Below are 16,672 nucleotides of genomic sequence, written 5' to 3'. Positions count from 1 at the left end.
AGTCTACTCCCTGCCTCTGGCCTCGGAACTGTCCTGGGTCTTGCTCTGAGCGTCTGCGGCATCAGCTGCAGCATCAGCAGCTGCCGGTGCGGCGGCCTGTGCAGCAGAGCTGTCGCTGCTGGAGGCTGTGCTCATGGCAATTTCGTTGTCAAAGGCGCGTGGGTTGGACTTTAATTCCTTGATCTCACGGCGCAGACGGATATGCTCTGGCTCCTTTTCGTCGCCGTTGAGGTTGCCGTCCATCTGAACTACCAGTGGCTTGAAGCGCTTGAGTTCGCTTAAGCGGAAGCCGGTGTAGTTACCCATCATCAGAACGATGGCCAGGATAACGAGCTGCAGACCAAGGAAGTTGAAGGTCAGGTGCTGAATAATAAGGCTGTCCATGGCAAGGAAGGCACATACGGCTACGAACAGAGAGCCGCCGCCCTGCTTTAATACTTCCTTATAACCGTCTTCTTCCCAGAGAATGGACATACGCTCAATGGTCCAGGAAAGAATAATCATAGGGAAGAAGGTTACCTTAATACCCTCGGTAAGGCCGATCTTGTAGGTAAAGAGGGAAATGGCACCGATAATGCCGATAACCACGATAATAACGGCCGAGATACGTGCTACCAGAAGGAGGTTGAGGTGCGACAGCCAGGAGCGTACCACCAGACCGATACAGACGATGGATACGAAGCCAATCAGACCTACGACCAGAGAGGTCTGCAGGAAGGCCATGGCAATCAGCACAGGCATGAAGGTACCGGAGGTCTTGATACCAACCAGGGTACGCAGGAATACTACGATGAGCACGCCAATAGGCAGAATTAAAATGCCTTTGAACAGGGACTGCTCTTCAAGTGGCAGGGACTCAATGGAGAGATTGACCACATCATTGCCCTGAGCCTTTTCGGTCATGACCTTGAGCAGGCCAGCCTTGGCTACAGGTACTGAGCTTTTGATGATGGAGAAGGACAGACGGGCATTCTTACCACCCTGAACATCCATGAGGGAACCGCCATTGTTGTTCCAGATAAGCTGGTTCTCACGGATACCGCTGGCACCTGATACAGGGTCAAAGATCTCATAGTGAGTGCCCTGGAATACGGCAAGGCGCTGAATCAGGCCACGGTTACGACGGCCGTCTTCCAGATCAAGAACGTGCACAATACGGGCTGGAACCTGGGCATAGTGCAGGATGTTGATAATGAGCTCTGGACGGGTGAAGTGCTGGAGCAGCAGGGTGCGGATTTCTTCCTGACGGTCAATTTCGTTGATTACCTGAACGGTAAAGGAGAAAGGATCGGAAGAGCGCTCACGGGCCTTGGAGGCAATTTCACCTACGGCAGTGGCATAAGGCTCAGGAATAACCACTTCAGGAATTGACGGTACGATCATGGAGGAGTCGGCGGCATTGACGTCGCTTAAGAACTCACCACGATAGTACAGAGTCTGCAGACCTACAGGGTTACGCTTGGTCCACTCTACATAGGAGCTGTTCTGACGCTGGATATAGGTAGCGCCATAGCCAAGAGAGGCTGTAGTCTGGGATAACTGGAAAAAGCCTGGCTGAACGTCAGGGATAACCAGATCGACTGTAGCGGCACCGGCACCGGTAGGCTCAAACTCGACCTTGGCCTCAACCTGCCATACCGTACGCTGCTCGCCTGGCAGGAAAGGTACTTCAAAAGTAACATGCTGGTAAGCCATCAGAAGAATACCTGTTATAAACAGGATGGCAGTTACCACATAAAATACACCACGTGAAACCATCTCAAATATTTCCTGGTAGGTTCCTGTCAGCCTGACCCGCCATGGCAGCACCTCGATGCAGCCCCTGTCACAGCCAGGACGGCAAGGCCGCCCGCAACCTGACATAGCCGCAGTTCTGCACAGGTACAGGCCCGTGCAGCCCCGCAGCGGCATACATCTGAGATACCTGCCCCTTGAGGTCAGGCACGAAAAAAATTCTGTTTTCCACCACCACCACAAAAACGTCACACCAGGCCGCAGCAAGGCAGACAGACACTGCCTGACATGAGCTGTGGCCCATACGCTGCCTGTGGCTGCTGTGCAGCATGCTGCACAGCGGCCACAACAGGATCACTCCATGGAGCCGGCCATACAGGCTGGCCCATAAGTCAGCTGACCGGTGCCATGAGACAGTGCTCATTGCCATGTGACCTGCCTCGATAAAAGAGCTCAGCGCTGCGTCCAGTACCAGATAATCACAGGCGCCAGAGGGGCTCTGTCAAAGTCTATGAGACTGCACCCGGGGCTGCGTCTTATGCTGCCATGGCACAGGTTGTGGTGGTGAAAGATAAATTATTTGGCTTCCTTGTCGGACTCAGCCTTGTCATCCTTGCTGTCAGCCATGGCAGACTTCTCGGACTTGTCGGTCTTTTCAGACTTTTCGGCCTTGTCCTTGCCATCCTTATCGTCGGCCTTGCTCTTATCAGCCTTTTCGTCCTTGGCAGGCTTGTCATCCTTGGCGGACTTCTCGTCCTTGGCAGGCTTGTCTGCCTTTTCGTCCTTAGCTGGCTTTGTGGACTTCTCGTCCTTGGCAGCCTTTTCATCCTTGGCAGGCTTGGCAGCCTTTTCGTCCTTGGCAGGCTTGGCTGCCTTATCGTCCTTGGCAGCCTTATCGTCCTTAACAGGCTCAGTGATCTGGCCGGCAGCGCTCTTAGGGGTTGCCTTTACCGGGCCGGAGGCGGCCTTATCCTTGTCATCTGAAACGCTCTTATTGCGTACAGCTGGCAGGGCGTTTTCAGAGTTGGAACCGAGATTGGAGCCATACTCTCCTGATGGGCGGGCAATCTGACCTACAGCGGCAGCAGCTTCCTGCTTCTGCTTGTAGGCGGCATTTGGATCCTTGCCAGCCTTCATGGCCTTTTCATAATCCTCACGGGAGAGGATGAGGAAAGTATCCTTATTGCGGCCCTGGATGTGGTCACGGGCAACATCAACTACAGCGATATCCTGCATCAGGGTACGACCGATAAGCAAAGGGTACTGCAGACGGGTACGGTCAGAAAGGGTGAACTCTGAGGTGGTGGAGTAGTCACCTACCTTGACGTTCAGGGCAACTACAATACGCTCGGTAGTGGTGTGCTTGGATACCTGACGGATAGTTGAGGTACGTACATATGGAGCCTCAACCTGAATCTTGTGATCATTGGCTTCAACGGTGAAGCGGTACCAGCGCTTGCCGTTACGCTCAAACTCGGTAATGTCCTGAGCGGAGATTGAGGATACGGCGGCACCGGTATCGATACGGGCATCGAAAGTGGCATCAGCTTCCTTGACGTAGACGTACTCGTCCTCACCGAAGTACATCTTGCCATCAGGAGTCTGCAGGTCGTAATTGCGCAAAGGCTTTACCTCAGTCATTTCATTCTTGCTGGCCAGTACTCTGTTGTCATAAATGGAATCAACCAGAGACTGGTTCTGACGGCGCAGGGCTTTCATTTCGCTCAGCAGGGAACGACGGTAATCATCGGTTTCTTCACGCTGGGCATAGATTTCGGTCTTGAGAGCACCAAGGGTGGCGCGCTGACCGGAGAGCTCCTCGTTGATGCTCTGGATCTGACCCTTCATCTCGGTAAGACGAGCCGAGGTTGATGGCTCTTGATTGTCATCAGGAGCTGCATGGGCAGGACTGCCGGCAGCCATAAGGGCTACGGCTGTAATGAAGGCTGCTGGAAGCGCCTTGAGTTTAAGTTTGCTTTCCTTAAATTCGATCATGGTCAAAAGAACCTGTAACAATCAAAAATAACAACAAAAAAATATCCGCAGCACCGGCCTGTGCAGTCAGGACAAGCGGGCACAGCTGGAGACTGTCTCTGATGACATGGCAGGACAATACCTTGCAAGGTCAGAGGCGGCCAGGCAATGCCATAGCAGGCAATGCCAGAGATGGCCAGGCAGGCCATAGCTGGCTGCTACTCAGTCCGGCCAGGATGAAGCGGCCAGAAGCCTTATCTGCCAGCCCAGGACTGCTGGTGCTGCCTGCAAAAGTCCTCAGCATACATGCTCAGGGACTGATGCAGTTAATTCTTTTGCCCGCCTTGCTGTCATAGCAGCTGCCGGGCATTTAATGGTTTCCAGACACGATAAAGCGCCTCCGCCACTGGGGCCGGCAGGCACTGTCTGTTTGAAACTGGGGCTGCATCAGGTGCAGCAAAGTTCAGCCGGGATGCTGCAGCCGCAGATTATGCAGCTGGTACTGCTGCATCTGGAGCAGCAGGACTGGTCAAAGACTGCAGCTGCTCAGCCTGCTCAGGGGCCATCACGTGATGCCTGATGGCCAGATTTGAGCTGTGCTGTGCAGTGCAAAGCAGGGCTTTGTATGGGCGCCGGCTTACTGGAGTGAACCGAGGTCGGTATTGCCAGCTGTAAGTAAAAGCCTTGCGGCTTGGATTATTCGGAAACTGAATCAGATTGCATGGTTATCAGGACATAAGCGGGAGGTATACATGGCATAAGCTGCAGGGTACAGGAATAATGGATGAGATACACTTTGATGGCAGTTAATCAGTACAGCACACAAAGACCTCATGAATTATGTCAGCTCAGCTGCCCCTGACATGACAGATCTCTGTGGCGGGCTTTACTTTCACCAGCTATCTCCAGTCGAGCCTGCACAGGCTGGCTGTGTAACGTGTGAGTAAGGACAGCAGGCAGCACCTTTAGAGCCTGATTAAGGACGTCCGTCACGCGGCACTTTGCGCCGCCTGCCTTGTGTACACAGTAACGTTGAGCTCTGATCTGCGTCATTTGCATCAGGGCATCAGCGCCTGTAGTGGCAGGGCCTGATGTTATGGATAAGTGCAATTGCAGGCTTCAGTGTCTTTTGCAATCCTGCATCACTGTAGTCTGCAGTGCTGACTTGCATTCCTTAAATCTGAAAGTTATGGGCAGTACGAAAAGGTCTCATGTCGGTTAACGTGCAAGTCTTTGGCGACATCATTGTGTTAATCAGGGCTGGATATCTGCATAAGCTCATTGCAGTGAGCGCAGATAAAGCGGGCAGTTGATATATCCAGGTCGGAGCGGTCAGGGCAAACAGTCACATCGGGCTCGTATTTGCTCAAACCTGTGGTGTTAACAAGTGGGACTAAGAGTATCTCTTTTGCACAGCGCAGCTTTCAAAGATAAAGCTCAGGTACAGCACCTCATATTGACTTCTGAGGACAGGACCTCATCTGTAGATGTTAAGCATGTATAGGCCATTTCCCGGCCACATGGCCCGGATATGCAAACTGAGCATTATAAGTCAGAAATGCTCAGTATCCTGAAAAAATGGCAAAAAAATCAGCCATATCTTCATAACTGCATGCTCAGTCCGGCATACAGGCATGAAGACATGCGTCATGACAAAAGGCCTGGTGCACAGCCGTGCTCCATGGAGCACTCTGAATACACCGGGGCCTGGGACTCAGGCAATAACCTGGGATCAGAGATGATTTGAGCACGTCACCATAACAGAACAATGGATGCTTTATCACCCTCAGGACTTACTGACCTTGCTTAAGGCTATACTGACCTGGCTCGAGGCCATACTAAGGGCATAGCCTGGACATACCATGCAAAGCACAGCAATGCAGGCTGATATTCGCTGGCTTTGCCACATTTGCGCCTCTGATCCTCTGAATGATAAAAACTCATGCATTGGGCTGAATATGAACAGCGCCGTAAGTACTTTGTTTCCTGAATAACTGGCAGGCTGCTTTGCAGCTGAGCGTCCTTTTTCTACAGACTGAGTATTTTTCCTTCAGTCAGCACTCTGTCCCATACAGTCACGCAGCCATGACAGTCAAGGCGGTTAAATGAGGTCTTATGCATCCTCCCTGAGCAGTCTGTTACTGCGGTTGCTGTCGCAGCATCAGGCCTGTCTCTGACAGTAAGGACGAAGATTGGGTACAGCTGTATTGCTGAGCTGGTCTGAGCCAGGCCAGAACCAATGATCATGTAAAGACAAATACCAGCGTCCATACCTTTGGCCATGTCGATACCATCATCCATGTGTGTGACACTGAGAAGATTTCAGTACCTTGAGGCTTTTACGGTACTTGAGGTATGCCAGTGCCATGCTGCCATGGCCTGAAACACCATTGCAACAGCTGTCACTGGCATGATGGCTGTTATGACGGTTGAGCCCGGCCGAAGCAGGGAGCGGCATGCGGCAAGGTCATGAGCAGCAGGCTGACCTGCAGTGCTGACGGGCATGGGTGACCTGACAGTGTTGACCTGCCGGTGTTGTCCTGTACATACATTACGGCGTGATCCATATCACTTAAAAGTAGCGGAAAACATATAGCTAAACCTTAGGAAAAGACATCACTGTACAGCATTGGGGAAATCTGGGGCAAAATTTATCCTGATGCATAGAACTATAACTATGCTATGGTCTGAAAATGTCTTAAAAAAAGTCCACAGGGAGGAAAGGCGACTTTATGAGCCTGCTAAGGCAGGCACAGTTGCATTTTTGTGTGCACGAAAAGTCATGTGGCTGCAATTTGGGGCATGTTCCATTGGGGCTTTTGTGATCTGGATCTTGCTTTTGTTAGACTGCAAATACTTTCTGTAAGGACATTAACAAGGCTGTTGAACATCGACTGCCTCTGGAAGGAAGTGTTGCGTCATTGTGCCGCTCTGGCCAATGGCGCGGCCTCTATTATGGTTTACCCTGAACGAAGACAGCCCGGCCGGCACCCTTGTAGCTGGCTCCATCGCTGCCGATTTGCCAGCGCAACTGGCTGCTGAGCCCAGGTATATAACCATATAAGGAACGACTGTTAGTGTTTTTACGCAATGCAAATGCTTTAAGTCTGTACCTGAAAATGAACCTCCATATGTCCAGGCTCCATTAGACGACCTTGTCAAAGATTGAGCAATGGGTATATTGCAAAGCCACATGCCAGACAGCCTGGATTAACAGTTGTCGATGGTAATTGGCAGGACAAGGCTGCATAATCCGGTATTCCATGCAGTGGCACTTACTGGATTGGCAGGATCAGGTATGGCGTCCCGAAGTAACAGGAACTTGCTCAAAAGGGTCAGCGGTATTAGTGGCCGTGACAGAGGCAAGCGCCAGTCTTAAAACAATACATCTGTTAACAGGATGGGGCTAAGCTGTGAGCTTTTTAGCCAGCCTGTTCTCATCAATGCTGCAGTGGGCAGGCTATAGCCCCTATGGAAATAAGATGTCTTTTCTCGATACTCTGGGCCAGATGGGAGTGTTATTCCTGCTGGTCATAATTGGCTTTGTCTGTCAGAAGCTCAAGCTGATGAATGACGAATTCAACCGTTCTCTTTCTGTTCTTATCATCAATGTCACAGCCCCATGCATTATTCTCTCATCGGTAATGGGAGATACACTGCCTGAGCGCTCTGAGATTCTGCCTGTACTGTTACTTGGTACGGCAACTCTGATTATCATGCTGATTTGTGGTACTGTGCTGGCAAAGCTGCTGCGCTCTGATATTGAGGGCATATACAGCTTCATGTTTGCCTTTGGCAACATCAACTTCATTGGCCTGCCAGTGGTACTCTCACTCTTTGGCAGCTATGCCATTTTCTATATTTCGGTACTGACCATACCGTTTAATCTGCTCATCTTTCTTCTCGGACAGATCTTAATCTCAAGCTGCAATCCAAACAGGGCTCAGCGTAAGGTCAGATTCAACTGGCGCATGATTCTTTCCCCGGCTCTTTGCTCTACGTACATTGTCATAGCACTTGTGTTCTTTCAGATTAAGACCCCAAAGATCATCGGCGAGGCCTTTCATCTGGTAGGCTACATGACCATCCCTGCCTCACTGCTGGTCATAGGTTCGACCCTTGCCAATATCAAAGTACTTGAGATGTTCGGCAACTGGCGTATTTATGTGATGAGTGTGCTCAAACTTCTGGGTGTACCTTGTCTGATTTTCGGATTGTACTCCCAGTCTCCATTTGATCACCGCTATACCGATGTCCTTGTAATATTAAGCGCCATGCCTGTAGCCTCTTACGGCACCATGATCTGCCTCAAGGAGGGCATTGACCCAAAGGTTATGTCTCAGGGCACCTTTATGAGCACGCTGATGTCAGTATTCACCATCCCGCTGCTGGCCCTCATACTCTGACAGATCACCAGTAACTTACGGTTTACCCGGGCACTTACTGTTAACCAGGGCACTTACTGCTCACCCTGACGAAGGACAGGGCATGACCACGCTGCTTCTGCCAGTGCGATGTCATTGGCCCAGCTGCCCAGACCGATTGGATACTATCCCAATTGCAGCATTACGCGCTGCCATGAGAGCCATCTCTGACCATGATGTTTGAGATGGCTCTTTCTTTTGATAATTGCAGAGTTACTTTTGCCGTACTGAGGTAAGTGATTGACAATGATGTATTGGTCTAAACTTACGTATGAAGATATTGTGTCTGTAAAAGTAATGCCATGCCATTGGTTCCAGAAAAAGTATGTCCAAATAGCAATGTTATGCGCAACATTCAGGTATGCGATAAATAAGACATTACATGTAGATTTTTGTTGCAGTTCTCGTCAGTACCTGGTTTGAGGTTGGCAAGGGGCTTGCTAACGCCTGTTTATAAGAATGATCTGCCTGAAACTATGGATGTGACTGGCAGAAGGACTTAATGATTTTCAGGCCCGTCAGGGTCGATACTGTCCATTTGAGACGGAGAATATGTAATGGCCCTGTATGTAAATACGAACGTAAGCAGCATCAATGCTCAGCGCAAGCTCAGCAATGCCACCCTGAACCTGAATGTCTCCTACCAGCGCCTTTCCTCAGGTCTTCGCATCAACTCTGCCAAGGATGATGCCGCAGGCCTGCAGATCAGTGACCGACTGACCTCTCAGATTAACGGTCTCAATCAGGGTAACCGTAACACCAACGATGGTATCGCCCTTGCCCAGACCATCGAAGGAGCCCTGGACGAAACCACCAACATGCTCCAGCGTATCCGTGTGCTGGCAGTACAGTCCGCTAACGGCACCAACTCAGCTTCCGACCGTAAGGCTCTGCAGGAGGAAGTAACCCAGCTGTCTGAGGAAATCTCCCGTATCGCCAAGCAGACCACCTTTGCCGGTCAGACTATTCTCGAGGGCGCTGGCCAGGGACTTATCCCAGCAAATGGCAAGCTCACTTTCCAGGTTGGCGCTAACGCCGGCAATACTCTCAACCTGAACTGGTCAGTAGGTTTCACGTTAAGCGGAATTGCAGATCAGGCAGGACTGGCTGCAGCAAAGCAAACAGAGCAAAACGCTAAATATGGCTTAATGAAAAATGGTAACGCTGGCTCAATTCGTTTTACCATTTCTACTGCATCTCGTGCTACACATGTGCTTGAGAACATCGACGCTCTCATCCAGGCTGTAGATTCCAAGCGTGCCGGACTTGGTGCTTTACAAAACAGAATGGAGAGCACCATTCGTAATCAGGCTAACATCTCTGAAAACCAGTCTGATGCCCGCAGCAGAATTCGTGACACAGACTTCGCCTCTGAGACCGCAGCTCTGACCCAGAACAACATCATCCAGCAGGCATCCCAGAGTGTGCTGGCCCAGGCTAACCAGCGTCCAACTATCGCTCTGAGCCTGTTAGGCGGTTAACAGTTTTTCGAATTACTTTTCTCTATTATCATCGAGGCGGGGTTTCCCGCCTTTTTAACATCTAATATTATTGAAAAATATCGATGCTTGTTGACGTTTCATACAGGTACAGGTTCCGCACTGCTGTTCACAGATGCTAAATCGTTCGTGATTTTGGCGGAGTGGTGGGATGGGATGGGGATGATGATAATGATAATGATGGGATCGTCATAAGAGAAAAGGCAGCCTCTCTTTGTTCTAAAAGACTGCCTTTATATTTTGTTTTACAAAGTGTCACCACCGGCTGCTGACATTGATCAGAGAGTTTCAGGAATAAAAAACTGCATATATATCAGCTTTTATCAGATCTCACCAAGGGGCGTATGAGTTGCTTCTTGTAGATGCCCCAGCCAAAAGCATCCTGATAAATAAAGGATTCCTTCATCAAGCAAGCGGCGTGGTTGCCCTATATCAATACAAGTCAATGGAATGCCAACACTCATAAAACATGATAAATATGCGGTTTAAATTCCCCAAGACCTCTGCTCAATGTCAGGGCTGTGGTTTTAGCTGCACCATTGCCTGATGTGATGCCGTCTGGATTTGCCTTTCCTGCTGACGGGACTGTTTGGCTGTAGACATGCAGTCAGTCTTGAACCATCAGGTGCACAGACATGTACTGGCTGAGCCAGGGGCTGATGGGCCTGCTGAGCTCAGGTCAGACGGCCGGCTGGACTCAAGGCTGACGGGATGAGGTCTGGGACCGTGCACCTGAAGCTTTTGCTGCAGGTGCGGGGCGGCTGACCTGAGTGGCTGTCAGCTATTTGTGGCTTAGGTGTTGACTGTGGTCTTGTCCGGGGAGGCCAGGGCGGCGCCTATGGAGGCGGCGCTTGAGTGAGAGTACAGGGCGCGCAGTACCATTTCCAGGGTCTGGATGCGGCTGCGGGTCTGAGTCTCGGGCAGGTTGTAGCGCAGACAGTCAGGGCGCGGGATGCGGTACTCGTTGTGCTTTGATTTAACTACCAGGGAGACCATATAAGCCGGGTCGACTTTGTGGTGTTCAGAGAAAGTAATCAGAGCACCTGAGGCATCGCCGCCAATCTTGGTAATGCCCAGAATGGTGGCCATGCGTCTGAGACGAGAGATGCGCAGCAGGTTGACGGCCTCTGGTGGCAGATTGCCAAAGCGGTCAATGAGCTCAATTTTGAGATCATCAAAATCAAGATCGTTTTGACATGCTGCCATGCGCTTGTACAGAGACAGACGGGTATTGACGTCTCTGATATAGCTCTCTGGGAGCAGAGCTGAGATATTGAGGTCAATATCGCACTCATTGAGGTTAAGCTCGCTAAGACTTGGCTCACGGCCCTCCTTAAGGGCGGTAACAGCAGCATTGAGCATGTCCATGTACAGGGAAAAGCCAATGGAAAGGATCTGACCTGACTGCTCCTCACCAAGAAGCTCACCGGCACCACGTATTTCAAGATCGTGAGAGGCCAGCACAAAACCTGCGCCCAGCTCGTCGATAGAGGCAATGGCCTCCAGGCGGCGCTTGGCGTCGGCTGCCAGATACTCTGTTGGCGGAGTAAAGAAGTAGGCATAAGCCTGGTGGTGGGAACGTCCTACACGTCCGCGAATCTGGTGCAGCTGTGCCAGACCGAGGCGGTCCGCACGGTTGATAATAATGGTATTGGCCGTAGGTACGTCAAGACCGTTTTCCACAATAGTGGAGCACAGCAGCACATTAAAGCGCTGATTGTAAAAGTCCTGCATTACCTTCTGCAGACGGCGTTCTTCCATCTGGCCATGAGCTATCTCAATCTGAGCCTCAGGCACCAGTTTGTTGAGCTCCTCAAGCTTGAGCTCAATGGTAGAAACATCATTGTGCAGATAGTAGACCTGACCACCGCGGCGCAGCTCACGCATAATGGCTTCACGGCACAGGGTATCAGAGCCCGGGCTGATAAATGTCTTTACTGCCAGACGGTGAGCCGGTGGGGTGGCAATAATGGAGAGCTCACGCATACCCTCCATGGCCATGTTCAGGGTACGTGGAATAGGGGTTGCGGTAAGGGTGAGCAGATCAACCTCAGCACGAAGGGCCTTAAGTCTTTCTTTCTGGCGGACACCAAAGCGGTGTTCCTCATCAATGATGAGCAGGCCCAGATCCTTAAACTGGACTCGCTGTGAGAGCAGGGTATGGGTGCCAATGACAATATCGAGGCTGCCTTCCTTGAGGGCATTAATAGTAGCCTGCTGCTGTTTGGCTGAGCGGAAGCGGCTTAAGGTATCTACAGTAATGGCTGTAGTGGCAAAGCGCTCCTTGAAGTTTTCATAGTGCTGTTCAGCCAGAATGGTAGTAGGGGCAAGTACAGCCACCTGCTTGCCATTCATGGCAGCGATGAAAGCGGCACGCAGAGCAACCTCGGTCTTGCCAAAGCCTACGTCACCACAAATAAGGCGGTCCATGGCTACAGGCTTCTTCATATCAGCAATAGTCTGCTCAATAGCCTGAATCTGGTCGTCTGTCTCCTCATAAGGGAATGAGGCGGTAAATTCCTCCAGAGCATGCTCATCGACCTTAAAGGCAAAGCCACGGCGCAGCTCACGCTGAGCATAAACATCGAGCAGCTCGGCGGCCACATCGCGTACACGCTGGGCAGCCTTGTTCTTCTTTTTGGCCCAGGCATCGGTACCAAGCCTGGACAGTTCAGGGTTTTCCTCACCTGAGTAGCGGGCGACCTTGTTAAGTGAGGTAATAGGAATGGAGAGCATGTCACCATTGCGGTATTCAATGGTCAGATACTCACCGGCAATACCGTTGATGACCTCGGTCTTAAGGCCACGGTAGCGTCCAATACCATGATCAATATGAACCACAATCTGACCCTCAGTAAGCTGGGACAGATTTTTGATAATGGTATCCTGGTCTATCTGTTCGGCACGGCGGTTACGACGGCGCTGACGAACTACCTTGAAGCCCAGCAGCTCAGTTTCGGTCAGGAAAGCAACCGGACGGAGATCAGAGCCGTCATGAGGTGCGCTTATGCGGGCCTTTTTCTCTGTGGTTATGGAGCTGTTATTGCTCTTGAGGGCTGCAAGGGCTGCAGCCTTGTCATAAAGCACGCCCTGATCAAATGGGGACACAGTAATCATCAGAGCGTCCGGCGACTCAAGGAATTCCTTGATATTTGAAGCTCCACGCATGCCAAATTCCTGAACAACGGATGCAGGAATAAGATCGCGCAGACTCTGACGACGGCCCTCGGAAATGGCTGAAATCAGTACACGGCCACCCTTTTTGCCACAGAAGTCCTTTAAAAACGCAGCAAGACCGGCAGAGCTGTTGCGGTCTCTGTGATTCAAGGAAATCTCAGGCACACCGGCGCATGGGGCATTAAAGTTGTCTTTTGCCTTGCTGACAAATAAAGGCTTAATGATTTCCTTTGCGCTGTCAGTATCAGTCACTGCGCCGTCTGCTTCGGCTGTGTCGGCAGCTGGCTCCGCTGCAGCTGCCTGAGCGGCCAGAGATTCCACGTCAGCAGCGGACGCTGCCTGTTTGCCCTTGCCTTTTGCCGGGGCTTTGCGCTTTGATGTGCTGGCTGATACTGCGCTGTCAGCGTCTGCTGAGGCGGCGGATTCGGATATCTCGGCGGCATATGGTGCATCGGCTGCATCAGTTAACTCGGCGGCATATGGTGTATCGGATGCATCGATTTGTGGGGCGGCCAGCTGCGCAGTATCAATGGCTGAAATGAGCCCGTCAGCGCTTTCATCGCTGGCTGGAGGGGCGCTTTTGGCCTTGCTGACTCTGGTCTTTGCCTTGTCCTTTGAGGTGGATTCAGTCTGAGCTTTGCTGTCATTGGCCGGCTCAGGAAGCCCCATCTCAGCACAGCTCAGGGCTGACTGCTTTAAGGTAATACGTGGCCTGTCCTTGAGATTTTCGTAAAGCTCTTCACGGCTGAGGAAAATGTCATAGACAGGAAGAACAGGGTGGTCGATATTACCTCTGAACATTTCGGCACGCTGGTGGAGATAGAGGTCGTACTCATGAAGGGCACGGTCAAAATCACCGGTCAGAATGAAATTGAAGCGGTCAGTGAGGTAGTCGAAAATGGTGGCTGTTCCACCAAAGAACAGAGGCAGATAGTATTCAATACCTGCAGGGATAGAGCCACGGGAAATGGCCTTGTACACAGTCTGTGAGCTGAAATGGGTATGAGAGAAGGCATCACGGTACTGAGAGCGGAAGTGAATCACGCCTTTTTCATCAAGAGGGAATTCGTTAGCCGGGAGAATACGAATTTCCTTTATTTTCTGACCATCAGTGCTGCGCTGACTGGAAATATCAAAGGTCTTAATGCTTTCTACTTCATTATCAAAAAAGTCGATGCGCAGAGGGCTGTCATAGCCCATAGGGAAGATATCAATATGATCGCTGTGATGAGCGAAGTCTCCATGGTGTAAGACCTGCTCAACTTTGTTATAGCCATTACTGATAATAGTCTCGCGTACCTCCAGCGGATCGCGCTCATCACCTCTGGCAATAATAAAGGAGTTGGAGCGGATGTACTCAACAGGGCAGAGACGCTGCATTACTGCATTGATAGAGGTAATGACTATACCTCCTCTGATTTCCGGGGCGCGGGCCAGAAACTCAATACGTGAGGAGATAATGTCCTGGTGAGGGGAGATCATGTCATATGGCAGGGTCTCATAGTCCCTGAAGTTCATGATGTTCTCATGAGGGCAAAGCCAGCGCAGCTCCTGGTCAAGACGGGCAGCTACCAGTGGATCAGAGCAGATCACCATAACAGGACGCGGGTCTGAAGCCTTAAGAGCAGCAATTTCCACAGCAAGAGCACAGCCCTCGAGATTACCAAGGACATGGTCCCTGTTATCAAAGGAGCTCATGAGAAGTTGAGAGTTCACCATGTATATAACCTTGTTCTTAATAAATCTTTCCCTTTGCGCTCGCGGCAAAAGAGGCGGCTCTAAGTGCCCTGACGACTTTGAGGCTGCTCTGTATTCAAATTTGTATCACCGGGTCTCGACATATTCGGGCTAAAGGCCCGGCAGGCAGATATCCGGCTGAGTATAAGCTGCAACAGGTGCCTGTGCGCATGCCTTACTGTGTCAGTTCGTGCTGTGTCGGTACATGCTGTGTCAGTCAGTGCTGTGTCACTACATGCTGCATCAGTTCGTGCCGGATCTTTCCGTGCTGTGTCAGCCATTGCTGCAACAGATGCTACTAAACATATTGTGCTGCAGTATGACGGCTGAAATATGCAGTATGACGGCTGCAAGCTGCAGGCTGCTCGTCAGCAACAGCAGACTGAGCTGCATACTGCACTTAAGCTGCTGGCAAGCAGTCAGCGTCATGCTGTACTTAAGCTGCTGGCGAGCAGTCAGCGTCATGCTGTACTTAAGCTGCTGGTGAGCAGTCAGCGTCATGCTGTACTTTGCTCTGGCTTTAACCAATGCAAACAGGGCCGCTGACATTGCTGCCCGGCCGGAATAGTTTAAGAGCCCAGATATCCCTGTACCTGAGCTTGATAAGGCGGCACAGCCCGTATCATGGACATGTGTCTTACGTAATAATTCACAGCGTAGTAACAATACATGCAATGGGCATTATGCTCCACAGGCAAGTCATGTTGGCTGCGTGGATTTAATTAATCGTGCAGGCTCAAAGCCCATGACGGAGCCACAGTCTCAGTATGGCCAGATGCGGGGTAGTAACCACGAGGCTGCTGGAACAGCACAGGGCAGAGCGCTACCTGAGTACTGAAACTATGCCAGGCAGGCTGTAAGCATTGCCATGTGGTCATACATTGCATGTTTAGCCTGTTCGCATGCGACAGTCACTTTTGAGCAGGGGCTGCAACCATGGCATTAAAAAGGCCAGAACTTGCATTGCCTGTCATTACATCGCATGTAATTTCATCGCATGTCATTACCTGTCTTTTGCCCGGTGCTCATAATGAATCGTACTGTTCCGGCCTTGATCCCTGAATAAGAATATTAGTACAGGCTGACAGTACGCCTCTGATTAAGCATCATTACTTTCGGACTTAATTATAGCGGCTGTTTGCATATAACGCACAGCGTACCGGGAGTGCACACATGGCTATGATTATCAGATGTTTTGCACGCTACGGTTTTCCGTCCCCGGCACTAAGCTGGCCTCCTTACCTTAGTACCTTACCTGAATACCTTACCTGAATACCTCACCTGAATACCATGCTTGAGTCCCAGGCAATGGGAATAACAGCCAGAGCCTGCAGCGGTTTCTGAAATAGGGGCAGGAAGGCAGGCATGCTGCAGTACTCTTGTGATTATGTCTTTAAGCTCAAAAATCGAGCCCGTAAGCCCTTACGCAGGAGCAGTATGACCTGTGGCGGGGAATTGTTTTTTGCGCGGGCGCTGCCCGTATTTGCTCCTTTTGGCAGCGTTTAAGTCCAGAAAGGGGCAATGAGCTTTATTTTTGAAGTGAGCTTATACAGCGCTAAGTATGTGCTGTTAAAATCAGCCCAAACAGCACTGAATCTGATTTATATCAGGAAACAGCTGACAGATTACGTAAACTGAATATATCGCTGCGTGCCTGTCATATGGTGCATTAATGGCATGCCCGGTGCGCTCAGGTTGTGCAGGTTTTATAATAGACGCCTGACTGAGTAGAAGTTTTGCTCTGAAATAGTGAGCTCCAATGGTGTCTATCAAAGAATACTGCGATTTATGCCATTAACCAGGATGCTCTGTTCTCATCATAGATTGATTTTCAGGCAGTTATTTTTGCATGACCGGCAAGTCCGTCATGATGGTTAGTTTTAAAGCTTTTGAAATTAAATTCCCCGGGGCGTGAACATACCAGGCCTGATAATACTGAGGTAACAGACCCGAAATGGCGATCTGATGGCAGGGGAGAGTAATACCCGTCTTTTGAGTTATCAGAAAGACAGACAATACTGTATTGCCTCAATGAAGTCTGTCAGTGCTGTCCTGGCACACTCCCTGGGGACAGCAATATGATTAAGTATGTATGTGTAATGGCCGGAGGCGGAACACCCCGCAAAA

Annotated in this window: 6 protein-coding genes; 2 read left to right on the top strand and 4 right to left on the bottom strand. The window is 50.7% G+C overall.

Going from position 1 to position 16,672, the window contains the following annotated elements:
* Positions 1-3: 3 nt before the first annotated feature.
* Complete coding sequence (locus MXE39_RS03930) at positions 4-1,695, bottom strand: inactive transglutaminase family protein (RefSeq protein WP_246977435.1); 1,692 nt, start codon at positions 1,693-1,695, stop codon at positions 4-6.
* 615 nt (positions 1,696-2,310) lie between these two features.
* Positions 2,311-3,729, bottom strand: a complete 1,419-nt coding sequence (locus MXE39_RS03925) for a RimK/LysX family protein (protein ID WP_246977434.1) — start codon at positions 3,727-3,729, stop codon at positions 2,311-2,313.
* 3,461 nt (positions 3,730-7,190) lie between these two features.
* On the opposite strand from MXE39_RS03925, the gene MXE39_RS03920 reads away from it, so the two are divergent.
* Both MXE39_RS03920 and MXE39_RS03915 read left to right on the top strand, forming a co-directional pair.
* Positions 7,191-8,114, top strand: coding sequence for an AEC family transporter (locus MXE39_RS03920; RefSeq protein WP_246977433.1), 924 nt, complete (start codon positions 7,191-7,193; stop codon positions 8,112-8,114).
* Between the two features lie 575 nt (positions 8,115-8,689).
* Positions 8,690-9,613 (top strand): flagellin, encoded by a 924-nt coding sequence (locus tag MXE39_RS03915; protein ID WP_246977432.1) that lies wholly within the window; start codon positions 8,690-8,692, stop codon positions 9,611-9,613.
* 810 nt (positions 9,614-10,423) lie between these two features.
* On the opposite strand, the gene mfd is transcribed toward MXE39_RS03915, so the two are convergent.
* Both mfd and MXE39_RS03905 read right to left on the bottom strand, forming a co-directional pair.
* A complete protein-coding gene (gene mfd, locus MXE39_RS03910; RefSeq protein ID WP_246977431.1) occupies positions 10,424-14,527 on the bottom strand; it encodes a transcription-repair coupling factor in 4,104 nt (1,367 codons plus the stop codon).
* A gap of 291 nt (positions 14,528-14,818) precedes the next feature.
* Positions 14,819-15,220 (bottom strand): hypothetical protein, encoded by a 402-nt coding sequence (locus MXE39_RS03905; protein WP_247073800.1) that lies wholly within the window; start codon positions 15,218-15,220, stop codon positions 14,819-14,821.
* Positions 15,221-16,672: the final 1,452 nt, after the last annotated feature.

This window comes from Anaerobiospirillum sp. NML120511, assembly GCF_023050955.1.
Classification (GTDB): domain Bacteria; phylum Pseudomonadota; class Gammaproteobacteria; order Enterobacterales; family Succinivibrionaceae; genus Anaerobiospirillum.
This window is presented reverse-complemented; position numbering and strand designations above follow the sequence as displayed.